This is a genomic window from Azonexus hydrophilus, assembly GCF_038368255.1.
Taxonomy (GTDB): Bacteria; Pseudomonadota; Gammaproteobacteria; order Burkholderiales; family Rhodocyclaceae; genus Azonexus; species Azonexus hydrophilus.
Genome location: NZ_CP151406.1, coordinates 60,321 through 85,492, shown reverse-complemented (window position 1 = coordinate 85,492; position 25,172 = coordinate 60,321). Strand labels below are relative to the sequence as shown.

Genomic DNA, 25,172 nt, shown 5'->3' with positions numbered 1-25,172 from the left:
GCCATCATGCGTAGCGATCGCGATACGATGGAATACGATGTCGTGATCGTTGGCGGCGGCCCTTCGGGGCTGTCGGCGGCGATCCGCCTCAAACAGCAGGCGGCCGCCGCCGGTCGCGAGGTATCGGTGTGCCTGCTCGAGAAGGGCTCGGAAATCGGCGCCCATATCCTGTCCGGTGCCGTCATCGAGACCCGGGCGCTGGCCGAACTGTTCCCGGACTGGCAGGAACGCGGTGCGCCGCTGAACACGCCGGCCGGCGAGGATCGTTTCCTGTTCCTCACCGAAGGCGGTTCGTTCAAGCTGCCGACGCCGCCGCAGATGGCCAACCACGGTAACTACATCGTCAGCCTGGGCAATTTCTGCCGCTGGCTGGGCGAGCAGGCGGAAGCGCTTGGTGTCGAAATCTATCCCGGCTTCGCCGCCGCCGAAGTGCTCTATCACGAAGACGGTTCGGTCAAGGGCGTCGCCACCGGCGACCTCGGCATCGGCAAGGACGGCCAGCCTGGCCACAACTTCCAGCCGGGCATGGAGCTGATCGCCCGCCAGACCATTTTTGCCGAAGGCTGCCGTGGCTCGCTGACCCGCGAGCTGTTCGAGCGCTTCAATCTGCGCGACGGCGCCGACCCGCAGACCTACGGCATCGGCATCAAGGAACTGTGGGAAATCGACCCGGCCAAGCACCAGCCGGGGCTGATCGTGCATTCGGTCGGCTGGCCGCTGACCAACGACACCTACGGCGGCTCCTTCCTCTATCATCTGGAAGACAATCTGGTCGCCGTCGGTTTCGTCGTTGGTCTCGACTACCAGAACCCCTGGTTGTCGCCGTACGAGGAATTCCAGCGTTACAAGACGCATCCCTCGATCCGCGGTTTCTTCGAAGGCGGCCGGCGCATTTCCTACGGCGCCCGGGCGCTGTCCGAAGGTGGTTTCCAGTCGCTGCCCAAGCTGACTTTCCCCGGTGGCCTGCTGGTCGGCGACACCGCCGGCTTCCTCAATGTGCCCAAGATCAAGGGGACGCACATGGCCATGCAGTCGGCGATCCTGGCTGCCGACAGCGTGCTGGAGCTGCTGGCGCGCGAAGACTGGGGCATGGAAGCGACCGGCTACAGCACGCAGGTCAGGCAGAGCTGGTTGTCGGACGAACTCCATCGCGTGCGCAACATCCGCCCGGCGTTCAAGTGGGGCCTGTGGGGCGGCCTGGCCTATGGTGCGCTCGATACCTTCCTGTTCCGTGGCAAGGCGCCGTGGACCTTCGCCCATCACGACGATCACAGCCAGCTGGGCAGCAAGACGGATTACGCCAGGATCGATTATCCGAAGCCGGACGGCAAGCTGACTTTCGACCGTCTGTCGTCGGTCTTCCTGTCGGCGACCAATCACGAGGAAAACCAGCAGAGCCATCTGCGCCTGAAGGATGACGCCGTGGCGCTGTCGGTCAATTACGCCAAGTACGGTGCGCCGGAAACGCGTTACTGCCCGGCCGGCGTCTACGAAATCCTTGGTGAAGACGAAGGCGCGCCGCGACTGCAGATCAACGCGCAGAACTGTCTGCACTGCAAGACCTGCGACATCAAGGATCCGACTCAGAACATCGTATGGACGGTGCCGGAAGGCGGCGGCGGGCCGAATTATCCGAACATGTAAGTGCAGCACCCGCAGCAAAAAAAACATAAAACACTCAGGAGAACAGCATGGCAATGCAACGCGAGCACGGGGCAGAACACCCCTATTGGCCGCTGGGTCCGTTCAAGATCCGGCTACCGTTCATCCATTACCGCTGGGAATTCCCGGAAATGATCCAGGGCCTGATCATGTTCGTGGTCAGCCTGGCAATGATTCCGCTACTGATGAAGTATCTCGGCATGCCTTACGAGGCAGCGCTGGCCTTCTGCGTCATCGCCGGCATCGGCTACCTGCTGCCGGCGCTGATGGGGGTGCCGCTGGTGCCGGGCTGGATCACGCCGGCGATTCCCGTCGTGCTGCTCTATCTGCAGGGCTTCGAGCCGGGGCCGGAAGCGGTCAAGGCGATGTTTGCGCTGCAGGTCGAAGTCTTCGTCATCTTCCTCTTCCTGGGGCTGACCGGGCTGGGCAACAAACTGGTCAAGGTGATTCCCAATTCGCTCAAGTCGGGCATCATCATCGGCGCCGGTATCGCCGCCATGATGGGTGAGCTGAAGGCCGGCGGGCGTATCGACAGCACGCCGATCTCGCTGCTGATCGGTTGCATCGTCTCCGCTTACATCCTGTTCTCGCTGTCGTTCAAGCATGTGGTCGAAAGCAGCAAGCTGGCCAAGGCGATTTCCAACTTCGGCATGATTCCCGGGATGATTCTCGCCATGCTGGTTGGCTGGGCGGTGAGTGAGTACCCGCTGCCGGAAGTTCAGTGGGGAATCACCCAGCCGGACTTCGGGCTGATGATGAACTTCCTCGTCTTCAATGTCGGCATGCCGAGCATTGACATGTTCCTGCTGGCAATTCCAACCGCGATCATCGCCTACGTCATTGCCTTCGGCGACATCCTGGTCGGTTTCACGCTGTGCAAGCGCGTCGATCACCTGCGCGAGGACGAGAAGATCGAACTCGACGTTACCCGTGTTCACCTGGTGACCGCCCTGCGCAACGGCCTGCACGCCTTGCTCGCGCCCTGGCCCGGCCTGGCCGGCCCGTTGTGGACGGCGGCGCATGCCACGGTGGCCGAGCGCTATGCGCTGGGGCGCAAGGCGATGGATTCAATCTACAGCGGTGGCGGGACTTTCTGGATCACCGGCCTGATCGCCATCTTCATCCTGCCGCTGGTCAGCATCTTCAAACCAGTGCTACCGATTGCCTTGTCGCTGACCCTGGTGCTGACCGCCTACATTTGCATCATGGTCGGCATGGAGGAACTGAAGAACTCCACCGAACGCGGCGTTGCCGGCATTGTCGCGGTAACGCTGGCGATGCCCGATCCGAAGGCGACGGTCTACGCCGTGGTGATCGGCCTCGTCCTGTACTGGCTGATCGAGCGCCCGAACGCGGCGCAGCGGGCCAAGGAGGACTTGTCCATCCTTGGCGACAATACCTCTGATATCGAAGCCGGCGACAGCCACGGCGTCGCCCAGAAATAGGAACTCTGCGCAAGAGACCAGGGAGAACAGCAATCGACTTGAGTCTCTTTCCTTTCACGGGGCCATAGGCCCCGTTTTTTTTGTATGATGTCAGGCCGTTCGCCAAAAAAAAGCAAGCTCATGCGTATGTTGACCAACGCCAATCAGTTCCGGGTGCCGGGTTTGCTCGGCAAGCTGGGCATGATGACCTCGATCCGCGATACCGAGTTGCTCGAGCAAAGCCTGCTGCGCACGCTCGGTCCTTTGCTTGGCGTGCTTGATACCTCGCTCTACCGCCTGGACGATGGGCAGTTGCTGGCGCGGGTGATCCACTATCATCGTTCCAAGGTCGTCGAGGCCGACGGCGTGGCCCGTATGGTGGAGCGTATCGAGGAAATCGCCCAGGTTTCCGATGTGCAGCCCGAGATCCTTGCCTTGATGGAGAATGTTCGCCTGCTTGGTAAACCCTGCACGAGATCCTTCGCCGGTGACATGCTGACCGCCTATCCTCTGCTTGGTGGTGATGAAGTGCTGGGTTACTTCGTTTTCAAGCGCGATCATGAAGCTTCGCCCAATGAGGATGCGACCATACGAGGCGTTCTCGAAGTGTTCTCGAATTATTACGCACTGCTCGACGTCAGCCAGCGTGACCGCCTGACCGGTCTGCTCAATCGCCAGGCGCTGGAAAACAATTTCGAGCGCATCTGGTCGGCGATGGCACGACCGGACAGCTTCCATGAACGTGCTGACGGAAGGCGCAGCCAGTTGTCCGGCAAGTTCTGGCTGGCGGTCATCGACGTCGATCACTTCAAACGCATCAACGATACGTTCGGCCACATGGTCGGCGACGAAATCCTGTTGCTGGCTACGCGGCTGATGCAGGCCACTTTCCGTTCCTCGGACCTGCTTTACCGTTACGGGGGCGAGGAATTCGTCGCCATCATCTCGGCCGAGAACGAGGCCATTGCCCGCAATGTCTTCGAACGCGTCCGCCTGGCGATCGAAGCCCATGTCTTCCCGCGTATCGAATCGATGACGGTCAGCATCGGCTATGCCGAAGTCGATCCCGAAGTCCTGCCGGTGGAAGTGCTCAGCCGGGCTGACCGCAGCCTCTACCAGGCCAAGCAGGACGGCCGCAACCGCATCTACGACTTCCACGAACTGGTCGAACGCGGTACCTTCGCCAGCCCCAGCTACGGCGAGACCGAACTGTTCTAGGTTTCTGCCGACTGGACGATTGGCAGCCAGATACGGAAGGTCGTGCCATTGCCCGGTTCGCTATGCACATCCAGGCGTCCATGGTGGCGCTTGACGATGATGTCGTAGGAAATCGACAGGCCGAGGCCGGTGCCTTTACCGACTGGTTTGGTCGTGAAGAAGGGCTCGAAGATGCGTTGCCGGGTTTCCGCCGACATGCCGCAACCCGTGTCCTCGATCTCGAACCAGACGTGATCGCGCTCGACGCCTGAACGCACGAAAATCTTGCCGCGCTCGGGGATGGCCTGGGCGGCATTGACCAGCAGGTTCATGAAGACCTGGTTCAGTTGCGCCGGCACGCAGTCGATTTCCGGGATGTCGCCGAGTTCGACGATGACGTCGGCCTTGTACTTGAGTTCGTTGCGGACCACGTTCAGCGTGCTGTTCATCGCTGCATTGAGGTCGGCCCGCTGGTGTTCGGCCTGGTCGACGCGGGAGAAGTCCTTGAGATCCTGAACGATGCGGGTGACCCGGTCGAGGCCTTCCTGCGATTCGGCCAGCAGTGATGGCAGATCCTCGCGCAGGAACTCCAGATCGGCCGCCTGACGGGCGACAGCGATGGCCTGCGCCTCGCCGTTCTCGTAGGCGTCGACCAGGCGCAGCAGGTTGCCGGTATAACTTTTCAGCGAGCCGAGGTTGGAATTGACGAAGCCGATCGGATTGTTGATTTCGTGGGCGACCCCTGCCGCCAACTGGCCGATGGCCGCCATTTTTTCCGATTGCAGCAGTTGTTGCTGGGCTTCGTCGATCTTGCCGAGCAGGGCGGTCAGTTCCGCGTGTTCGTGCTCAAGCTGGCGGTTGGCGTTGGCCAGTTCGTGGGTCCGGGCTTCGACCTGGGCTTCCAGCTGTTCCTGGTATTTCAGCAGTTCATCCTCAGCCAGATGGCGGTCAGTGACATCCTGCAGGGTCTCGATGGCACCGATGATGCGGCCTTCGCCGTCACGGATCGGGGCGGCGGTGAAGAACAGCCAGCGCCCGTTCTCGCCGAGGTTGGGGAAGAAGCTTTCTGCCTCGAAGGCATCCTCAATGGTTTTCGAGCGCCGGAAGAGGTTGTGATAATAAGTGTTGAACCGTTCCTCGAGGCTACCATCGACGATCAGGTCGGCCATGATCGGTCGTGCCGCAGGATAGAACGCCATCCATTGATCCCAGGTGCCGACCATGCGTTCCGCCGGCAGGCCGCTGATGTTGGCGCAGGCCTTGTTCCAGTGGGTGATGCGGTGCGAGGCGTCGATCACCAGGGTCGGTACCGGATCGCCGTCGATGATCTGCGACAGGAACAGTTCCAGATTGCGCCGGGTTTCGGTCGAGCGCCGGTGTTCGGATTCGAGCAGGCGCCGGTTGCTCTCCTTGAGGGCTTCGGTGCGTTCGGCGACTTTGGCTTCGAGGCCGCGGTTGAGTTCGCTCAAAGCGTCGTTGCGGGCGCTGATGATGCGGTAGAGCGAGGCCATCGCATCGAGCATGCTCGACGTCGCCGGGTCGGTGGTGATTTTCGCCGCCGCGTCGTAGGCCGCCTGCGGGCTGTTGCCGCCACGGATCAACTCGATCTGGCGGACCATGGCCTTGTCCATGCCGAGGATGTGCTGGGCCAGCCAGCTGGTCAGGAAATTCAGCAGGTACTCAAGATCGCTGCCATCGGCGGAAGAATCGCGCAGGCGTACGACCTGTTCGGCAAAACTGCGATGGACGGCGACGTGACGTTCGACGAAGCGCGGATCGCAGTGGCTTTCGGCCATCAGGGCTTCTTCGTGGGCAAAGTGCACGACGGCGTAATTCACCAGTTGGTCGAGGACCTGGGCGACTGCGTCAGGCGAAGCATATTTCGACTGCAGGTCGATCAGCGCATTGATGATGCGCACCAGTTCCTGATGCTCGCCGTCGACCTGTGCTTCACCGGTCATGTAGCGTTGGTCCCAGACAAAGGCGTCCATGGTTTTCCTCGTGGCGCTGCGTGCTTCAGTTGTCGTCGTCAAGGACGACCGATCCGTCCGGTCCCCAATTGACGCGCGTGATCCCCGGTTCCAGCCTTTCCAGGCGTTCGGCTTCGATCTGTTCGGCGGTCTTGTCGCCCATTTCCACGCGCACCAGGTCGGCCAGCTGGCGGTTCTCCAGCAGCAGTTCGCGATGGGCCAGGGCCTGGGCGATCGCCGACATCAGCTCGTAATCGTTCCACGGTTTGCCGATGAAACGCTCGATGCCGACTTCGTTGACCGCGCGAACCAGGGCATTCAGGTCGGCGTAGCCGGACAGGATCAGGCGGGCGGCGTCGGGCTGGAGGGCACGCGCCTGCTTGAGGAACTCGATGCCGTCCATTTCCGGCATCCGGTAGTCGCTGATGAACAGGTCGAACTCGCCCTGCCGCGCGTGCTTCAGCGCTTCGCTGGGAAATTCGCAGGCCACGACTTCGAGCGAGAACTGCTTGTTGCCATAAACGCAGGGGGCGACCCGGAGCAGGCGCTGCAGGGCTTTCAGGATGGAGATTTCGTCGTCGACGATCAGGATGCGGCTCATTTTTCTTCCTGGCGAATGTAAACCGTGAGGTGGTGTTGTTCGACCTGTTCCATGCGTTCCAGCTGGGCGATGATTTCGGCCTTGAGGACGCTGCCGGTGGCCAGCAGCAGGTAGCCATCGCGATGCATCAGGTCGCGGCTGACGACCATGCCGGGTTTCAGGTGCATGGTGCGTAAAGGGATTTCGACCGGCCCGGTCTTCAGCGTTTCGGCAATCATTGGCACAAAGGCATCGACGGCCGCCGGGTCGTAGCGCTTGCCCCGGTTCTCGACCAGAAAATCGAGCGCTTCGGTGGGTTTCAGCGGGCGTTGCACCAGCGTGCCGACCTGCAGCGAATCGTAATCGTTGGCCACCGCCAGCAGCCGCGCCCCCTGGGGGATGGCGATGCCAGCCAGGCGGTCCGGGTAGCCGCTGCCGTCGTAGCATTCGTGATGATGACGGACGATCAGTGCGGCATCGCGGAAACGCTCGATGCCGAGCAGGATGTTCTGGCCGATGATCGGGTGCTTCATCACCAGCGTGCGCTGTTCGGCGCCGAGCAGGTTGTAGGGCTTGCCGAGCAGGTCGTCGGGCAGGCCGAGCTTGCCGATATCGTGCAGCAGGCCGGCGAGCATGATGTTCTGAACCTCGGCTTCGCCCAGGTCGAGGCGCTTGGCCAGCTTGCGGGCATTTTCGGCGACGCGTCGACCGTGCCCGGCCAGTTGCTTGCCGGCCGGGCCGCTGCGTAGTTCGATCAGGCCGGCAAAGACCTGGACGCTGGTCATGAAGGATTTCTTCAGTTCGCCGTGTGCCTGTTCGACGAAGGTCAGAGCCTGGCGCAATTCCGCCGTGCGGTCGGCGACCTTCTGTTCCAGGCTGGCATTAAGGGTTTTCAGTTCCTCGTTTTGCGCCTGCGTCAGCGCGGTCAGCCGGCGGTTCTCGGACTCCAGGCGCTGGCGCGCCAGGGCTTCGCGGACGACGGTCTGGATCTCGCTGTCGTCCCAGGGCTTGGCGATGTAGCGGTAGATTTCGCCTTCGTTGATCGCGGCCACGGTCGAACTGATGTCGGCGTAACCGGTAAGCAGGATGCGCATGATCTGCGGCCAGCGCTGCCTGACCTGCTTGAGGAAGGTGGCGCCGTCCATTTCCGGCATGCGCATGTCGGAAATGATCAGATCGACCGTTTCGCGTTCGAGAATTTCCAGGCCGGCGGCACCGCTTTCGGCTGTCAGGATGCGATAGCCCTGCGGACGGAACAGCCGGCGCAGGGCGGACAGGATGCTGGCTTCGTCGTCGACGAGCAGCAGGGTGGGCGCGTCGCTGGTCTCGCTCATGATGTTTTCTCCTGGGCGGCGCTGGTGTCGGGGTGGATGGGCAGGGTGATGCGGAAGGTCGTGCCGCGGCCGGGTTCGCTGTCTACGGTGAGCTGGCCCTGATGGCGCTGGACGATGTTATAGGACACCGACAGGCCGAGGCCGGTACCCTGGCCGACCGGCTTGGTGGTGAAGAAGGGTTCGAAGATGCGGCGCAGGTTCTCCGGCGGAATGCCCTTGCCGGTGTCGGCGATCTCGATGCATACCTTGTCCGCGTCCACTCGGCGGGTACGGATGGTGATCGTTCCCTTCTGCTCGATGGCGTGCCCGGCATTGACCAGCAGGTTCATGAACACCTGGTTGAGTTGCGAGATCAGGCAGAACACCGGCGGAAGCTCGCTGTATTCCTTGACTACCTGGCATTTGTACTTGAGTTCGTTCCAGACGATGTTCAGCGTCGAATCGAGTCCCTGGTGCAGGTCGGCCTCCTGCCACTCCTGCTCGCCGACGCGGGCAAATGTCTTCAGGTCCTGCACGATCTTGCGCACCCGGCCCAGGCCGTCCTTAGACTCGGCGAGCAACTTGAAGATGTCATCGCGGAGGAAGTCGAAGTCGCGCTCCTCGCGCAATTGCTCGATGGCTTTCAGGTTGGGACAGTTTTCTCCCTGGCGCGCCGCCGCGTCGGCGTAGGCGTCGAGGATGGTCATCAGGTCGTCGACATAGCCGCTCAGTGTGCCCAGGTTGGAATGAACGAAGCCGATCGGATTGTTCAGCTCGTGGGCAATGCCCGCGGCCAGCTGGCCGATCGAAGCCATTTTTTCCGATTGCAGCAACTGGTTGTTGGCTTCTTCCAGACGCTTGTTCAGTTGCTGCTGGCGGGCCAGGTTATCGGCGATCAGGAGCTGCTGTTCCTTGCGCTCGGTGATGTCGGTCAGCACCCCGTCGTAGAAAACCGGCAGTCCGTGCGCGTCGCGGGTCACCTTGGTCCGGTCGACCACCCAGATCACCCGGTTGTCGGCGGTGATCAGGCGGTATTCCTGTTCGTAACCGCTGGCCCCGGCTGCTGTATGGCGCATGACCTCGTCGCCGACCCGGGTCAGGTCGTCGGGGTGCACGATGCTGGCAAAGGCGGGCTGGTTGGATTGTAGTTGTTGCGGCGTGTAGCCCCACTGGCTGACATTCTCCGAAACGAAAACCACCGGCCAGCCGTTGCTGGCCGCCCAGCGGAAACAGACCACCGGGCTGGCGTTGACGACCTGCATGGCCAGCCGCAGGTCGCGGTCAGCACGCTGGCGGCGGACGATGCGCCAGGTTTCGTTGGCCAGTAGCTGGACTGTCTCGACATCATAGTGGTCGTAATCCTCGCGGCGGTTGGCGACGCTGAAGATCATCCGGACATGCTGGTTCTCGATTACGGGTACGCTGACCAGGCGATGGAGTGTGGGTAACTCCTCATCAGCAAATGCATTGATCAGCAGCGGACTTGCAGTGCTCGCAACGTCGTTCCAGGGGCCGGCAGGATTGCTGCGATAGCTTTCCGGTGTCTTGCGGGAGCACGCTTTCAAAAGGATCTGGTTTCCGCCGTCGTTGACAACATGCAACAGGGCGATCTGACTGGCGGTAAGCGATTCCGCGCGTTCCAGCGCTTGCAGCATGAACTCCTCTTCGTTCAGCGTTTCTGCTTGCTGCGGGAGCTCGATCAATGCCAGCGAACGATTGACCTGGTTGGCAAACTGCCTTTCGGCAAGCTGGCGCTGGGTGATGTCTTCGATGACCACGGTAAAATAATCGACCTGGCCGTTGTTCAGACGGACGGCCCGGGCTGCCAGGTTGACGAAGACGATGCTGCCATCAGGGCGGAGGAAGCGTTTTTCCAGCAATATTTCGTCCCGTTCGCCAGCCAGTGCGGCGTTCAACAACTGCAGGTTGTGTTCGCGATCCTCGGGATGGGTCAGCGTTATCCAGTCGCACTGGGTCAGGAAGTCCTGAGAGTAGCCGAGTATCCTGCAGAGCGCTGGATTGACCTCGATCCAGCGACGGTCGATGGTCGAGCGCGCCATGCCGACCATGGCTTGCTCGAAGAAAGCACGGAATTGACGCTTTTCGCGTTGCAGGCGGTTCTGCAACAAGCCAGGCAAGATCAGGGCGAGCAGGCCGATCAGGGCAAGCAGCAGCCAGATCAGGGGGGACTCAGTACCGGGCTCGGTCAGGGTCAAGGGGTTTCTCCATCATGGCTGTCACGCTGCTTGTCCTTGGCCAGCCGGAAGGCCTCCCGGATCTCCTCACGTAGCTGGTCGTCGTCCCAGGGTTTGGTCAGGAACTTGTAGATGGCGCCCCGGTTGATGGCACCGGTGATCGAGTCGACATCGGTGTAGCCGGTAAGGACGATGCGGATGGTTTCCGGATAAAGCTGGCGAACCCGAGCCAGGAACTCGGTGCCGGACATGTCGGGCATGCGCTGGTCGGACAGGATCACCTGGACCGGTTGTTTGGCCAGATGTTCGAAGGCGTCGAGCGGCGAGGTTGCGGTCAGGATATGGAAACCTTCTCGGCGCAACAGACGCGACAGGGCGTTGAGGATGTTCGGTTCGTCATCGACGATGAGCAGTGTCTGCTTGCCGCTCGACGGGATGTCGGCGATCGGCAGGCTGGTCCGTCCGGCGAGCAGTTGTTCGAATTCGGCAGCCGGCAGGGCCGGGCTGAACAGGAAGCCCTGGATCGCGTCGCAGCGCCGGCCGCGCAGGAAACGCGCCTGGGCTTCGGTCTCGACGCCCTCGGCAAGTATCGCCAGATTCAGGCTGCGGGCCATGACGATGGCGGCCGTGGCGATGGCAGCGTTTACCGGGTTCTCGATGATGTCTTCAACAAAGCTCTGGTCAATCTTGATCTTGTCGAAGGGAAAACGCGAAACGTAGGAGAGCGAGGAATAGCCCGTGCCGAAGTCGTCGAGCGAGAGTTTGACCCCAAGCTGCTTGAGCTTGCGGCACATGGAAATGGCATCTTCTGCGTCGTCGATGAAGGCGCTTTCGGTAATTTCCAGTTCGAGCAAGTCGGCGGGCAGACCGCTTTCGGCCAGTGCCCGGGCGACAGTCCGGTCCAGGTCGGATTGGCGGAACTGACGTGCCGACAGGTTCACTGCCAGGCGCAGGGGCATGGTCAGGCCCAGGTCGAGCCAGCGGCGCGCTTGTGCACAGGCCGTTGACAGTACCCACTCGCCGATTGGAATGATCATCCCGTTATCTTCGGCAAGGGGGATGAACTCGCCCGGGGAGACCTTGCCGAAAGCCGGGTTCTGCCAGCGCAGCAGAGCCTCCATGCCGATCACCCGGCCGCTTTCCAGGCTGACCTGGGGCTGGTAGTGAACCGCCAGTTCATTGTTCTTGAGCGCGCCGCGCAGGGCGCTTTCCAGGCCGAGTCGGCGGGCTGCGTCGGCATCCATTTCCGGCGCATAGAAGCGGAAGGTGTTGCGTCCAGCCTGCTTCGCGCGGGACAGGGCGATATCGGCTGTTTTGAACAGGTCGTCGGCAGCGTTGCCATCCCGCGGCGCCAGGCTGATGCCGATGCTGGCCGTGAGCAACAGCGTCTGATCATCTACGGTGAAAGGTTCGGCGATGGCGTCGAGCAGGCGTTGAGCCAAGTCGATGGCGTCACGCTCGTGGCTGAGGTTGGCCATGACGAAACCGAATTCGGCACCGGAGCGGCGGCCCAGGGTGTCGCCTTCACGCAGCAGGCCTTGCAGACGGCGAGCGACTTCCTGCAGCAGGGCGTCGCCGATCGGGGGGCCGTAGCTTTCGTTGACCAGGCGGAAATGGTCGAGGTCGAGCAGGATCGCTGCCGTCTGGCGCTCAAACCGGTCAGCGTTGATCAGCGCCTGGGCCAGGCGGTCGCTCAGCAGATTGCGGTTGGGCAGATCGGTCAAGGGGTCGTAGCTCGACAGGTACTGGATGCGTTCGGCGGCTTCGCGCCGTTCGGACAAGTCGCTGAACAGGCCAACGTAATGCGTCAGCTTGCCATTGCTGTCACGGACGGCGGAGATGTGCAGCCACTCGGTGACCAGTTCGCCATTCTTGCGTCGGTTGGTGATTTCACCCTGCCAGCTATCTTCGTGATGGAGGTTGTCCCACAAACCCTGGTAAAAAGCCTGGCCATGTACGCCTGACTTGAGCAGTGCCGGCGTCTGGCCGATGGCCTCCTCGGCGCTGTAGCCGGTGACCTGAACGAAAGCTTTGTTGACGGTGAGAATGCGGGCCTCCGGGTCAGTGATGCAGATCCCGTCGCTGATTCCCGTGAATACGACAGAGGTGAGCTGGCGTTCGCTCTCGATCTGCTTGCGCCGGCTGATGTCGGTGATCGTGCCAGCGCTGAGCAGCGAGTCGCCGCCTTCGTCGAGGCGCAGGGACTGACCGCGTCCCTCGACCCACAGCCAGTGCCCGTCGGCATGGCGCAAACGGAATTCCTCGACGGATATTTCGCTGCCGGGCGGTGGCGGATTCCGGATGGCGTGTTCGATGCGGGGGCGATCTTCCGGATGCAAATAAGCCAGGCTGGCGTTCAGCGTCCCCGGCGATTCGGTCAGGCCGAGCATTCGGCAAAGGTCGGGATTCCACACCATGCGTTCGCTGTCGCGATGAAACTCCCAGATGCCCAGGCCGGTGGCTGACAAGGTCAGTTGCAGGCGGGTGGCCAGTTGCTGGTTCTCCAGCAGGCGCCGGGAAATTTCCTGCTCCAGCGAGATGTTCTGGCGCGCCAGTTGATCCCTGGCCAGCTTGAGTTCCAGATGGTTGCGCACGCGGCCCCGGAATACCGGGGCCAGCAGTGGCTTGGCGATGTAGTCGACGGCACCTTCGAGCAATCCGGAATGTTCGTCGCCGGGGCTGTCGAGGGCGGTGACAAAGATCACCGGGATGTGCCGGGTGGCCGGATTGCTACGCAGGCGCGCCAGAACCTCGTGACCATCCATGCCGGGCATCATCACGTCGAGCAGGATGAGGTCGGGTTGCGGAGCGAGTTCCGCGTACTGCAGCGCAGTTCGGCCGTTCTCGGCGAGGCGGATGTCCACATCCAGTTCTTCCAGCATGGCCGAGGCCACCGCGAGATTCGATGGTAGATCATCGACTGCCAAAACCACCGGGCGGGCTGTCCTGCTTGTCAGGGAATCTCGTTCTGCCATTGGTGCATCCTTGTGATTTTGTTATTATTGTTACTTATTTCATCTGTCTCGGTCAAGGCAAGCTGTCAAGGTTAAAATGTGCAACTTTTACGTGTCATGAGCAAGCGTCTGACGGCCTTGCCAGTTCGTCGGATCAATTTTCCGCAGGAAACTTTCATGCTGCAAAAACTCGCTGCTTTTCCCGGCGTTGCCGGTCCCGTCGTCGTGATCGTCATGGATGGCTACGGTTTGCCGGCCAATGATGCGGGCAGTGCCATTGCCGCTGCCCGAAAACCAAACCTGGAGCGGCTCTTCGCGACCTGTCCGAATATCCGCTTGCGGGCTCATGGGACGGCAGTCGGCATGCCGTCCGACGACGACATGGGCAATTCCGAAGTCGGCCACAATGCCATCGGTGCCGGTCAGGTCTATGCCCAGGGGGCGGCGTTGGTCGCCAATGCGATTGCCGACGGCGGCATCTGGGCCGGCGAGGCCTGGCAGCAGATCGTTGCCGGCGCCAAGGCCGGGCGTGGGGTGATCCACTTCATCGGGCTATTTTCCGACGGCAATGTGCATAGCCACATCGATCATCTGAAGGCCATGGTTCTGCGCGCCAAGGCGGAAGGCGTTGCCAGCGTGCGCATCCACGCCCTGCTCGATGGCCGTGACGTGCCGGAAACCAGCGCGCTCGACTACGTTGTACCCTTCGAAGCCTTCCTGGCCGAGCAATCGACCGGAGGGTTCGACGCCCGCATCGCCTCCGGTGGCGGGCGCCAGTACATCACGATGGACCGCTACGACGCCAACTGGGCGATGGTCGAGAAAGGTTGGAAGACGCATGTTCTGGGCGAAGGGCGGCAGTTCCCGAATGCAACGGCGGCGGTGAACGGCCTGCGGGCAAGCCATCCCGGCACCATCGATCAAGACTTGCCCGAATTCGTCATCGCCGACGACGGGCAGCCGATCGGCACCATCGAGGACGGCGACTCCGTCGTCTTCTTCAACTTCCGTGGCGACCGCGCGATTGAGATCACCCGCGCCTTCGTCGAGGCGGATTTCGACAAGTTCGACCGCATCCGCTACCCGCAGGTGACTTACGCCGGCATGCTCCAGTACGACGGTGACCTGCAGTTGCCCAAGCGTTTTCTAGTAGCGCCGCCGGCGATCAAGGACACCTCTGGTGAGTGGTTCAGCAAGCTGGGCCTGGCGCAGTTCGCCTGTTCCGAAACGCAGAAGTTCGGCCATGTCACCTATTTCTGGAACGGCAACCGTTCCGGCAAGTTCGCCGGCGAAACCTGGCAGGAAGTTCCGAGCGATGTCGTGCCCTTCGAGCAGCGGCCGTGGATGAAGGCGGCCGAAATCGCCGACGCCATGATCGCGGCGATCCAGTCCGGCCAGTACCGGGTGCTCCGCTGCAATTTCGCTAACGGCGACATGGTCGGCCATACCGGTAATTTCCGCGCGGCGACGATGGCCGTGGAAGCCGTCGACCTGGCGCTCGGGCGTTTGCTGAAAGCGGTCGAGGCAGCCGGCGGCGTGGCGCTGATCACCGCCGATCACGGCAACGCCGACGAAATGTTCGAACTCGACAAGAAAACCAGGCAGCCGGCGCAAAACCCGGATGGCTCGTTCAAGGCCAAGACCGCGCATACGCTCAATCCAGTGCCGCTGATCCTGTTCGACGCCGCCAGCGGTGGCCGGCTGGCCCTGCGTCAGACGGAAACTGCCGGCCTGTCGAACATTGCGGCGACGGTCGCCGCCTTGCTTGGCTACGACCGGCATCCGGCCTGGGACGAGAGCTTGTTGGTCACGATTTAGCCGATCGCGGACGTTCTCGTGGATACCTTACTGGCTCGGACCCTGCATGAACGCGAGCATGAATTGCAGATCATTATCGACAACATGCCGGCCCTGATCGGCTGTTGGGATAAGGAACTGCGCAACCGTTTCGGCAACCACGCTTATCGGGAATGGTTCGACATTGATCCGCAAACCTTGCCAGGAAAGCACATCAGCGAAGTGATCGGCGAGGCGCTTTACCAGAGCAACCGGCCGCGTATCGAAGCGGTCCTTCGCGGGGAAGCACAGGTTTTCGAGCGGCTCATCCCAAGACCGCACGGTGGTCCGCCACGTCATGCGCTGACACACTACGTGCCGGATTGCCTGGGCAGCGAGGTGCGTGGTTTTTTTGTCCTGGTGACAGACATGTCGGACGTCAAGGAGGTCGAGCAGAAACTGCGCGAGAGTGAAGAGCGCTACCGGGCGGTGCTCGAAGCGCAGACCGACGCTATTTCGCGTCTGCGGGCCGATGGCGTTTTTCTTTACGCCAACGATGTGTACTGCCGGTTTTTTGGCAAGGAATTGAGCGAACTGCTTGGCCAGTGCTGGCATCCGGTTGCCCATCCGGACGATCTGCCGCTGATCAATGCGAAGCTCGCAGAGTTGTCGCCTGACAATCCCGTGGTGACGATCGAAAACCGGGTGTATGCGGGGGACGGGACGCTGCATTGGATGCAGTTCATCAATCGCGGATTTTTCGATACCGACGGGAAATTGCTGGAAGTGCAGTCAGTCGGGCGTGACGTCACCGCACGCAGACAAGCCAAGCTGGCCTTGCTGGAGGCCAATGAGCAGCTTGAGCAGCGTGTTGTCGAGCGGACTCAGGCCTTGCGACGCCTGGCGGTCGAAATGGCGCTTGCGGAAGAAAGGGAGCGACGGGAAATTGCTCGCGACCTGCACGATGATCTCGGGCAGTTGCTGCATGTCGTGAGATTGAAATTCGATGCGCTGACCAGCCATTGCCAGGAAGGCGAGGCACTGACCTTATGCCGGCAGCTGGATATCTTTCTGGATGATGCCAGTTCCCGGGTCCGATCGCTGACCAGCCAGCTATCTCCTCCGGTGCTCGATCAGCTCGGGCTGCTGCCGGCACTGTACTGGCTGGCCACGGAAATGGGGGATGCGTATGGACTGGAGGTTCAGGTCTCGTCTGGGAATGCAACATGCACTCGGCTTGAGCCGGTGCAGGCATCGATGCTGTTTCGCTGCATTCGCGAATTGCTGATCAATGTGGCGCGTCACGCCGTCACCGGGCAGGCTCATGTCGGGGTTGTCGAAAGCGTATCGGAAGTTGTGTTCGTCATCGAGGACAGCGGGCGTGGTTTTCAGAATGACTCATCCAGCGCGGGCTTCGGGCTGGCCAGCATCCGGGAGCGCATGGTCTATATGGGCGGAAGTTTCGAGATTGAGAGTCAGCCTGGCCAGGGAAGCCGGATCACGCTACGCATGCCCTTGAGTGGGGAGGGGTGATGCCTATACGGATCGGTTTGATCGACGATCACCGGATATTTCGTGAAGCCCTGCAGCTTGAATTGCAGCGTGTTTCCGACATCGTGATTGTCGGGGGGGCGGCCAATGCGGCAGAGGCGCTGGTGCTGGTCGACACCCAGCGACCGGATGTTGCGGTGCTCGATGTCGGTTTGCCTGACCTCGGCGGGGTCGATCTTGCCGGCCAGTTGCTGCAGTTGATGCCCAGCCTGAAGATCGTTGCCTTGTCAGGTTATGCGGAACGATTTTTCATCGAGGCAATGCTGCAGGCAGGCGCCGGTGCTTACGTCGTCAAATCGGCAGGCGGGGAAGATCTGCTGGCCGCCATCCGGGCCGTCATGGCCGGTAGTACTTATCTATGTGCCGATGCCTGCCGGGCGCTGAAGCCGAATGCCGCTTGCGGGAGCTCGCCGCTGACGGCGCGCGAAATATCCGTCCTGCGTTGTGTCGCCAGCGGCATGCGGGCCGCTGAGATTGCCGGGTTTCTGGGCATATCGACCGGGACAGTCGAGACCCACCGCAAGAACATCAAGGCCAAGCTGGGGCTTGGTTCAATTGCCGAACTGACCCAATACGCGCTGCGCGAGGGTCTGCTCAAGGGCTGAAAACCCCTTCCCGGCAGGGGCTTCTACCCGGAAATGGGGATAGTCCCTTTTCCCGATTACTTATAGAGTCGGGCCATGTTTGTCATTCGCCAAGCCGGGAGGATCCATGAATTGGTTCGATAATCTGTCAATCCGCATGAAACTGATGGTCAATTTTGCCCTCAGTGGCGGTGTCCTCATTGCCGCGATCATTTTCGCCGTGTATGAATTGCATCTGGTCCATGACGATGTCGATGTGATTGCCGAAAAGGAAGTTCCGGCATTGAAACTCGCGGCCGATATCAGTGAGCTGCGTCTGCGTTACCGTGTGCGCAGTCTGGAGTACATGTTGCCGGGATCGGCTGAGGCAAAAGCCAGGATGGCGAAGGACCTGGAGAAACTCGACGGTACGATGCGGACGGCTTTCGCCGATTACGAGAAGTTGCTGTCCAGCGAGCGCGAGCGCCAGGTCTTCCAGGCCGCACTCAAGGCGGCCGATGCCTACAAGGCCAGTGTGGAGAAGGCCATTGCGCTGGCTGCCGGTGGCGACGAAGCCGGCGCCCAGGAACTGCGCCGGACCGAGTGGGTCAGCACCGCCAACCAGTTGCGTGACCGGGTTGGCGAGCTTGCCGAACTCCGGCGCGAGGACACCAAGGGCTATATCGATCAGGCGCGCAATGAGCTTGATACGGGGCGAAATGCAGCATTTGCCGGGCTGATCTTCGGCTCCCTGATGGCCTTGCTGGTCGCTTATCTTATCGCACAGCGCATGACGACCCAGCTCAATGTGGCGGTCGAGGCTACCGAGCGTATTGCCGGGGGCAATCTGACCGAGCGGGTGCCGGTGGGCGGTGCCGACGAGATCGGCAAATTGCTGCAGGCGGTCAGCCACATGCAGGAATCCCTGCGCCAGACCATCAGCGAATCGCTGCAGGGCGCCGCCAAGGTGCTCGAAGCTTCCGGTTCGCTCAAGCACTCGGTTGAAATGATCGATGAGTCGTCGTCGATCCAGAGTTCCGCAGCATCGGCGATTGCCGCCAATGTCGAGGAGCTGACCGTATCGATCAACCATGTGTCCGACAGTACCGGGGAAGCGGCGCGTCTTGCCGCGGCTTCCGACAATCAGGCCGGACAGGGGCACGATGCCATTCACCGGCTGGTTTCCAGCATCAACCAGGTTTCCTCGGTGGTGCGCGATGCAGCGACCCAGATCGAGGAGCTCAAGAGCGAGTCGGAGAAGATATCGAGCATTGTTCTGGTCATTCGCGACATTGCCGACCAGACCAATCTGCTGGCGCTCAATGCCGCGATCGAGGCGGCGCGGGCCGGTGAAAGCGGACGTGGGTTTGCGGTTGTTGCTGACGAAGTGCGCAAGCTGGCTGAGCGGACCTCCGTGTCAACCGGCGAGATCAGCGCCATGGTCAAGGCAATCCAGCAATCGACCGGGCAGGTTGTCGGCGGTGTCAGTCACGGGGTGGAACTGGCCGACAGCAGCGTCAAGCTTGCCGGACAGGCGGGGGATTCGATTGCGCAGTTGCGCGACCTGGCGCAACAGGTGGCTGAAGTCATCCGCGATGTCGATAGCGGGCTGCGCGAGCAGTCAACCGCTTCCAATGACGTTGCCGTCAGGATTGAGCAGATCGCCACCCAGGCCGAGGAAGCCAGCGCCATTGCCCATGAGACGTCGAAGGCGGCGGAAACACTGGATACCACCGCCCGACAGTTGCAGTCGGCTGTTTCCCGGTTCCGCGTCTGAGTCTTGGCGCCATGCCTTCATTGACCGCTCTCGCGCAAACAGCGCGTCCGCAGCTTGTTCCCGTTGCCGAGCATTCGCTCTCTCCGGCGATGCGCAGGATCCTGGCGCTCCTGCAATCCAGAAGCCCGTTGTCGGCAAAGGAAATCTCGCAGCATGCCTTTGTCGCGGCGAAAACCCTGGAGGGTGGGGGGTATCTGAAAAAAATGAAGGCCATGGGCTTGATTCGGGTAGAGGGGTGGGCAAAGAACCACAATGGATTCACCACGCCGATCTACGCACTGGGGGCTGGTCCGGATTGTCCGCGGCCAAAATTTCAAACCAGGGATCGCGATTCGGTGGGGATGGCAAGAATCGTTGCCGCACTTGAAGGCTCGGCCAACCTTGGTTACCGGGATATTGCCGAGCTGGCCGGCCTGTCGACCAATACCATCAAGAACGGTGGCTACATGGATGTGCTGATGAAGCAGGGGCGCGTTCATATTTCGGCCTGGCGGCGCAATCGCAAGGGCGGGCAGACTCCGCTTTACAGCGCGGGGCCGGGCGCAAACGCCGTGAAACCGCCTTTGCTTACCCGGCAGGAGATCATGAGCCGCTATCGAGAGCGCCAACGGGTGCTTTCCGGGCGAGCGATCTCGTTGGAAGGTCAATTCAAAGCCATGCTTTGCGCCCGTTGAGCTTTTGCGGAAAATAGCGTCGCTACGTCGAGACCAAGGCTGGCGCATGCTTAGGCACAATCCGAACTCGATCAAGCAACGCCTGATTGTGGGCGTTGCCCTGTTTCTGCTGCTGGTTCTGGCCATCACCGCCACGGTCACCTATATCTACTTCAAGCAGCAGATTCGTGAACAGGCCATGGCTCAGCAGTTTACCAGCCTGACCCACGTGGCCCGCGCGCTGGATGACAAACTGCTCTCTGCCCACCGCGCCCTGATTAGCGTGGCTCAGGTCTTGCCCCATAAGGTGCTGCGTGATCCGGATGCCGCCCAGGTATGGCTGGACAACCGTGCCGGCGTGAGCAGTTTCTTCAATAACGGCTTGTTCATCTTCAGGCCCGACGGCCGCTTGCTGGTGGAAAATCCGCATTTGCCGGGGCGTCGCGGTTTCGATGCATCTTTCCGTGAGTATTACCTGCGGACGCTGGAAACCGGCAAACCCTATATTTCCAAGCCGTACGCCTCGAGCAAGCATGGTCACCCGACGGTCATGCTGACGGCGCCGATATTCGACGAACGTCAACGCTTGGTGGCGATCCTGGGGGGCGCGATCGACCTGCTGGCCGATGGGAGCCTCTTCATGGACCTGGTTCGAGCCAGGTATGGGCATACCGGCTACTTCTTCCTGTATGCCCAGGACAGGACCATGATTCTTCATCCTGACTCGTCCAGGATCATGAAGCAGGATGTACCGCCCGGCGCCAACCGCTTGTACGACCAAGCCCTGGAGGGTTGGGAAGGAAGCGGTGAGACCGTCACCAGCAGGGGCCTGCACGCCATCTCGTCGTTCCAGCGCTTGACAGTCAATGACTGGATCGTCGGTGCCAACCTGCCGGCAGCCGAGGCTTACGAACCGGTGAGCCGGTTCAGGCTTTTCTATCTGCTGGGGATGGGGTTGGCGTTGCTGCTTGGCATCGGCGGCATCTGGTGGCTGGGGCGAAGCATTACCAACGGCCTGACCCGGCTGACCGAGCGAATTGCCACGCTGGAGCCCAGCCAGCTGACCTACATCGATTTCCCGGAAGCAGGCAGCAGCTATGAAGTCCAGAAATTGACCGCCACCTTCAACAGCCTGATCAGCCAGGTTGAGGAGGCCAGGGCGCAACTGCGCCAGTCCAACACCGAGATCGCAAGCCACCGCGATCAACTCGAAGCGGTCGTTGAAAGCCGAACTGCCGAACTTGTCGAAGCCAGGGCCACGGCAGAGGCCGCGAGTCGCTCAAAGGGGGCTTTTCTGGCCAACATGTCACATGAAATCCGGACGCCGCTGAACGTCATCCTGGGGCTCGTTCACCTGCTGCGTGGAGAGGCGTCGCCAGTGCAGATCGAGCGGCTCGACAAGGTCAGCATTGCCGGCAAGCACCTCCTGTCGATCATCAACAGCATTCTGGACATCTCGAAAATCGAGGCCGGAAAATTGCAACTCGAGCAAGGAAATTTTCCGCTTTCCGCAGTGCTCGACCACGTCCATTCCATGCTCTCGGATGCGGCTCGCGCGAAAGGACTGGCGTTTCATGTCGATCCGGATGCCGTACCGCTCTGGTTGTGTGGGGACGTCATGCGTCTTCGCCAGTGCTTGCTCAACTTCGCCGGCAACGCTCTGAAGTTTACCGAACGAGGTCATATCACCCTGGCCGCCAAACTGCTTGAAGAGCGCGAGGATGATCTGCTGGTTCGCTTCTCGGTCACCGATAGCGGACCCGGTATTGCCGCAGAGAAGCTCGCCGGATTGTTCCAGCCGTTTTCCCAGGCTGACAACTCGACCACCAGGCAGTACGGCGGTACCGGCCTGGGCTTGGCGATTACCCGACGGCTGGCCGAGATGATGGGGGGCGAGGCCGGCGCCGACAGCATCCCCGGCCAGGGCAGCACCTTCTGGTTTACCGCCCGCCTGAAGCGCGGACAAGCGATCCTGGCGCAGATCGATGGCGCGGACGATGCGGCGCATCAATTGCGAGCCCGTGGCGAACAGGCCCGGGTGCTGCTGGCAGAAGATCATCCGGTGAATCAGGAAATCGCCTTTGAATTGCTGCGTGCGGTCAAGCTGTCGGTTGATGTCGTCGGCGACGGTGCCGAAGCGCTTGAATTCGCGCGTCGGCAGCACTATCACCTGGTCTTGATGGATATCCAGATGCCCAATATGGATGGCCTGGATGCCTGCCGTGCCATTCGCGCTTTGCCGGGGTGGCAGGATATTCCGATCGTTGCCATGACGGCCAATGCCTTTGAAGAGGATCGGCAGGCAACTGTCCTGGCGGGCATGAACGATCACATTGCGAAGCCGGTCGATCCGGAGCAGCTATACGCCAAGCTGTGCAAGTGGTTGCCGGTCGTTCAGAAAAGCGAAACAGGGGATGGCCGGGGCGAGGTTCAGGTATCCGGCGAGGAGGAAGCACTGACGACCCGTCTGGCAGAGATACCCGATCTCGAACTGGCTGCGGGTCTCAGGCTGGCTCGCGGCAAGGTGGCTTTCTATCGGCGTCTGCTGGAGGTCTTTGTCGAGGCGCATTGCAACGATGCGCAAGAACTGACGCGCTTGATCGGCCAGAAGCAGCTCGATGCTGCCGAAAGAGTGGCCCACCGGCTCAAGGGCGCGGCAGGGAATGTCGGGGCCGTACCGATTTTCCTGTTGGCGACCCTGCTGGATACCAGTCTCAAGCAAGGTGATCGGGCACGGGCCGAAATTGATCTGGCGCTACTGGCCGAGCGTCTGACTCGACTGATAGATGCACTGAGAGCGGCTCTCAGGTAATCCGATTATCCGGAAACGGGGGCGGTTGATTGCCTTGGATTTCTCCCGGTGCTGGTTATTCCCGGGCTAACCACTTGTCGAGCATGGCGAACAGCACTTCCGGCTTGACCGGCTTGGCGATGAAGTCGTTCATGCCGGCCTCGAAGCAGCGGGCTTTGTCCTCGACGAAGGCATTGGCGGTCATGGCCAGGATGGGGGTGTCGGCGTAGTCCGGGAGTTCGCGAATGCGGCGGGTGGCTTCCAGGCCGTCCATGTGCGGCATCTGCATGTCCATCAGGATCAGGTCGTAGGCGGTTGCTGACGCCATTTGCAGTGCCTTCTGGCCGTCTTCGGCGCAGTCGACCTGCAGGCCGATTTCGTCGAGCAGCATCTGCGTGATTTCCCGGTTGATCGGTTCGTCCTCGGCCAGCAACAGGCGGATGTTCCGGTTGCGTAGATATTGCGGGGGTATTGCCGTGAGTTCGTGCAAGCGCTCTTCACCGGCGGCCTGGCCGCGTTTCAGGCGGGCAGTGAACCAGAAAGTGCTGCCCTGGCCGGGGATGCTGTCGGCGCCAACCTGGCCGCCCATCAGCTCGGCCAGTTTGCGGGTGATCGCCAGACCGAGGCCGGTGCCGCCGTATTTGCGGGTGGTCGAATTGTCGGCTTGTTCGAAGGCCGAGAACAGGCGCGCCAGGGCTTCGGGCTCGATGCCGATGCCACTGTCTTCCACGGTGAAGCGCAACAAGAGGGAATCACCGGTGTCCTCGAGGACCTCAGCCGACAGCTTGATGCGGCCATGCTCGGTAAATTTCAGGGCGTTGGCACCGTAGTTGAGCAGCGCCTGCTGCAGACGGATCGGGTCGCCGATCAAGGTATCAGGCAGTGCCGGCACATTGACGATCAGGCGGATGTCCTTGCCTTCTGCCTTCGGTTGCAGCATCGAGACAATGTTGCCGAACAGGGCGGCGACATTCACCGAGGTACTCTCCAGGGTGAATTTTCCGGCCTCGATCTTGGACAGGTCGAGTACGGCGTTGATGATGTTGAGCAGGTGGGTGCTGGCCGACTCCAGTTTGTCGAGACGTTCCCGTTGCTCGTCGGTCAGGCCGGCGCGACGGATGAGATGGGCCATGCCGGTGATGGCGTTGAGCGGAGTGCGGATTTCGTGGCTCATGTTGGCCAGGAACACGCTTTTCGCGACATTCGCACTCTCCGCGGCTTCCTTGGCGATTTCCAGTTCTTCGGTACGGCGCGCCACCAGTTCTTCCAGGTGCTGCCGGTAGTGCGCCAGTTCGGCTTCGGTGCGCCGGCTTTCGGTAATGTCGCGGGCGATGACCATCAGCGCCAGGCGGCTGCCATCCCTGGCCATGAGCGGGAACTTGCGGACTTCGCAGATGCGCTGCGGTTGATTGTCCGCATTCAGGTATTCGATGCTGCAGGAAATGTCGCCGGCGCCCCAGGCTTCCTCGTCGGTATTCGCCGCCTGCTCATGGAATTTGCGGAAGGCCGGACGTTCGTGCGCCAGTTCGCGGTTGGTTTTGCCCAGCCAGGGGAAGCCGTGCAGGGCCAGGAGATCCTCGGCGGCATGGTTGATCTGCTGCCAGCGGTTGTTGCCGTCCTTGATCACGACGACATCGGGCAGGGCATCGATGAAGCTGGCCAGGCGGGCGTTGCTGTCACGCAGCGCGGCGTGGGCGTTGTCGATGTCGGTGATGTCGCGGAAGGCAACCACCGAGCCGCAATGGCGGCCGTCGCGCCACAAGGGGTTGACCGTCAGGATGACCGGAAAACCGCTGCCATCCTTGCGCCAGAACCAGTCGTTGCCGCTGCGCAGCAAGCCGTCGGTGACGGTCTTGTGCACCGGGCAGTCGTGGGCCGGATAGACGCTGCCGTCGGCGTGGTGATGGTGGAACAGCGCGTGGGTGTCGGCGTTGAGGATTTCCTCGGCGCTGTAGCCGAGCAGTTCGCAGGCCGCCGGATTGACGAAGATGCAGCGATGCGCCTCGTCGAGCCCGAAAACGCCTTCGCCCAGAGCTTCGAGTATCGATTGCTGGCGGGTCAGATGGGCGGCCAGTTCCTCGATCCGGGTTTCGACGGCACTGGCCATGACTGCGAAGTTCTGACTCAGTTCGCCGATTTCGTCGGTGACCGTGGTCGGCAGTGGCGCCCGGTAGTCACCGGCGGCGATGCGGCTGCTGGCGGCAGCCAGCATGGACAGGTGACGGGTCAGCCAGTAGCCGGCCGCGGCCAGCACCATCGTCGTCAGCAGGATGCCGACGATGGCGATCAGCGTGCCTTGCCAGACGAGTTCGCGACGGGCCTCGTTGAGGAATTTCAATGACAGCCCGTATTGCAGGTCGCCGTAATGCTGGCCATAGATTTCGATGGGGAAGCGGGCGTGAATCAGGTCGCTGCCCTGTCGCCCAGGCGTTGGCAAGGCTTCGCTTTCCGGCCAGCGGCTGCTGGCCAGGCGGTGTCCTTCAGGGTCGGTCAACACCAGATAGTCGATGTCTTCGTTCTGCTGCCAGCCGTCGAGAATGTCGCGCAGCGTCGCGTAATCGCGGCTGGCCAGCGGGACGACCACCGCGACGCGGTAGGCCTGCTGAATGGCTTCCTGATGGCGAAGCGTCTGCGTATTGAGGCGCTCGTCGATCAGGCGCAGGCCGTTGGCGATCAAGACGCCGAGTACCAGCAACTCGATGGCGAGCGCGGCCAGGAGCAAGCGGAAACGCAAACTGCGGGTGAAGGCTGGAAGCTGCAAGCGGG

15 protein-coding genes are annotated in these 25,172 nt (G+C 61.5%); 9 read left to right on the top strand and 6 right to left on the bottom strand.

Annotation, left to right across the window (positions count from 1 at the left end):
- Window positions 1-6: 6 nt before the first annotated feature.
- From AADV58_RS00365 to AADV58_RS00355, 3 genes are all read left to right on the top strand, one after another.
- Window positions 7-1,644, top strand: coding sequence for an electron transfer flavoprotein-ubiquinone oxidoreductase (locus AADV58_RS00365; protein WP_341743757.1), 1,638 nt, complete (start codon window positions 7-9; stop codon window positions 1,642-1,644).
- 47 nt (window positions 1,645-1,691) lie between these two features.
- Window positions 1,692-3,107 carry a xanthine/uracil/vitamin C permease gene (locus AADV58_RS00360; RefSeq protein WP_341743756.1) on the top strand — a complete coding sequence of 472 codons (1,416 nt, stop codon included), beginning with the start codon at window positions 1,692-1,694 and terminating at the stop codon, window positions 3,105-3,107.
- Between the two features lie 120 nt (window positions 3,108-3,227).
- Window positions 3,228-4,304 (top strand): sensor domain-containing diguanylate cyclase, encoded by a 1,077-nt coding sequence (locus tag AADV58_RS00355; protein ID WP_341743755.1) that lies wholly within the window; start codon window positions 3,228-3,230, stop codon window positions 4,302-4,304.
- Here the strand turns inward: AADV58_RS00355 and AADV58_RS00350 are convergent.
- Genes AADV58_RS00350 through AADV58_RS00330 form a run of 5 tightly spaced genes read right to left on the bottom strand, consistent with a single transcriptional unit; the run spans window position 4,301 to window position 13,316 of the window.
- On the bottom strand, window positions 4,301-6,274 hold the full coding sequence (locus AADV58_RS00350; RefSeq protein WP_341743754.1) for a bacteriohemerythrin: 1,974 nt from the start codon (window positions 6,272-6,274) through the stop codon (window positions 4,301-4,303). The genes AADV58_RS00355 and AADV58_RS00350 overlap by 4 nt on opposite strands.
- 25 nt (window positions 6,275-6,299) lie before the next feature.
- Complete coding sequence (locus tag AADV58_RS00345) at window positions 6,300-6,854, bottom strand: response regulator (protein ID WP_028994128.1); 555 nt, start codon at window positions 6,852-6,854, stop codon at window positions 6,300-6,302.
- Window positions 6,851-8,167 carry an HD domain-containing phosphohydrolase gene (locus AADV58_RS00340; protein ID WP_341743753.1) on the bottom strand — a complete coding sequence of 439 codons (1,317 nt, stop codon included), beginning with the start codon at window positions 8,165-8,167 and terminating at the stop codon, window positions 6,851-6,853. Before AADV58_RS00340 ends, AADV58_RS00345 begins: the two co-directional genes overlap by 4 nt.
- Window positions 8,164-10,362: a PAS domain-containing protein gene (locus AADV58_RS00335; protein ID WP_341743752.1), complete on the bottom strand. Its 2,199-nt coding sequence runs from the start codon at window positions 10,360-10,362 to the stop codon at window positions 8,164-8,166. The genes AADV58_RS00340 and AADV58_RS00335 overlap by 4 nt, the downstream gene beginning before the upstream one ends.
- Entirely contained in the window at window positions 10,359-13,316 is a 2,958-nt protein-coding gene (locus AADV58_RS00330; RefSeq protein ID WP_424243821.1) for an EAL domain-containing protein, read from the bottom strand. The genes AADV58_RS00335 and AADV58_RS00330 overlap by 4 nt, the downstream gene beginning before the upstream one ends.
- Before the next feature lie 156 nt (window positions 13,317-13,472).
- On the opposite strand from AADV58_RS00330, the gene gpmI reads away from it, so the two are divergent.
- The 6 genes from gpmI (at window position 13,473) to AADV58_RS00300 (ending at window position 22,427) form a co-directional block, all read left to right on the top strand.
- Window positions 13,473-15,113, top strand: a complete 1,641-nt coding sequence (gene gpmI / locus AADV58_RS00325) for a 2,3-bisphosphoglycerate-independent phosphoglycerate mutase (RefSeq protein WP_341743750.1) — start codon at window positions 13,473-13,475, stop codon at window positions 15,111-15,113.
- A gap of 18 nt (window positions 15,114-15,131) precedes the next feature.
- On the top strand, window positions 15,132-16,604 hold the full coding sequence (locus tag AADV58_RS00320) for a PAS domain-containing sensor histidine kinase (RefSeq protein ID WP_051295252.1): 1,473 nt from the start codon (window positions 15,132-15,134) through the stop codon (window positions 16,602-16,604).
- Window positions 16,604-17,227, top strand: coding sequence for a response regulator (locus AADV58_RS00315; protein ID WP_028994131.1), 624 nt, complete (start codon window positions 16,604-16,606; stop codon window positions 17,225-17,227). Before AADV58_RS00320 ends, AADV58_RS00315 begins: the two co-directional genes overlap by 1 nt.
- Window positions 17,228-17,333: 106 nt before the next feature.
- Entirely contained in the window at window positions 17,334-18,962 is a 1,629-nt protein-coding gene (locus tag AADV58_RS00310; protein WP_341743749.1) for a methyl-accepting chemotaxis protein, read from the top strand.
- Window positions 18,963-18,973: 11 nt separating this feature from the next.
- A complete protein-coding gene (locus tag AADV58_RS00305) occupies window positions 18,974-19,636 on the top strand; it encodes a hypothetical protein (protein ID WP_341743748.1) in 663 nt (220 codons plus the stop codon).
- A 46-nt stretch (window positions 19,637-19,682) separates the two neighbouring features.
- A complete protein-coding gene (locus AADV58_RS00300; protein WP_341743747.1) occupies window positions 19,683-22,427 on the top strand; it encodes a hybrid sensor histidine kinase/response regulator in 2,745 nt (914 codons plus the stop codon).
- Window positions 22,428-22,482: 55 nt separating this feature from the next.
- Here the strand turns inward: AADV58_RS00300 and AADV58_RS00295 are convergent, their stop codons facing one another.
- Window positions 22,483-25,167, bottom strand: a complete 2,685-nt coding sequence (locus tag AADV58_RS00295; protein ID WP_281981370.1) for a response regulator — start codon at window positions 25,165-25,167, stop codon at window positions 22,483-22,485.
- Between the last annotated feature and the right edge of the window lie 5 nt (window positions 25,168-25,172).

Bases quoted from the DNA above. Each gene is read 5' to 3' on its own strand.
- AADV58_RS00365 (WP_341743757.1), top strand. From the start codon at position 7: ATGCGTAGCGATCGCGATACGATGGAATACGATGTCGTGATCGTTGGC.
- AADV58_RS00360 (WP_341743756.1), top strand. From the start codon at position 1,692: ATGGCAATGCAACGCGAGCACGGGGCAGAACACCCCTATTGGCCGCTG.
- AADV58_RS00355 (WP_341743755.1), top strand. From the start codon at position 3,228: ATGCGTATGTTGACCAACGCCAATCAGTTCCGGGTGCCGGGTTTGCTC.
- AADV58_RS00350 (WP_341743754.1), bottom strand. From the start codon at position 6,274: ATGGACGCCTTTGTCTGGGACCAACGCTACATGACCGGTGAAGCACAG.
- AADV58_RS00345 (WP_028994128.1), bottom strand. From the start codon at position 6,854: ATGAGCCGCATCCTGATCGTCGACGACGAAATCTCCATCCTGAAAGCC.
- AADV58_RS00340 (WP_341743753.1), bottom strand. From the start codon at position 8,167: ATGAGCGAGACCAGCGACGCGCCCACCCTGCTGCTCGTCGACGACGAA.
- AADV58_RS00330 (WP_424243821.1), bottom strand. From the start codon at position 13,316: ATGGCAGAACGAGATTCCCTGACAAGCAGGACAGCCCGCCCGGTGGTT.
- gpmI (WP_341743750.1), top strand. From the start codon at position 13,473: ATGCTGCAAAAACTCGCTGCTTTTCCCGGCGTTGCCGGTCCCGTCGTC.
- AADV58_RS00315 (WP_028994131.1), top strand. From the start codon at position 16,604: ATGCCTATACGGATCGGTTTGATCGACGATCACCGGATATTTCGTGAA.
- AADV58_RS00310 (WP_341743749.1), top strand. From the start codon at position 17,334: ATGAATTGGTTCGATAATCTGTCAATCCGCATGAAACTGATGGTCAAT.
- AADV58_RS00305 (WP_341743748.1), top strand. From the start codon at position 18,974: ATGCCTTCATTGACCGCTCTCGCGCAAACAGCGCGTCCGCAGCTTGTT.
- AADV58_RS00300 (WP_341743747.1), top strand. From the start codon at position 19,683: ATGCTTAGGCACAATCCGAACTCGATCAAGCAACGCCTGATTGTGGGC.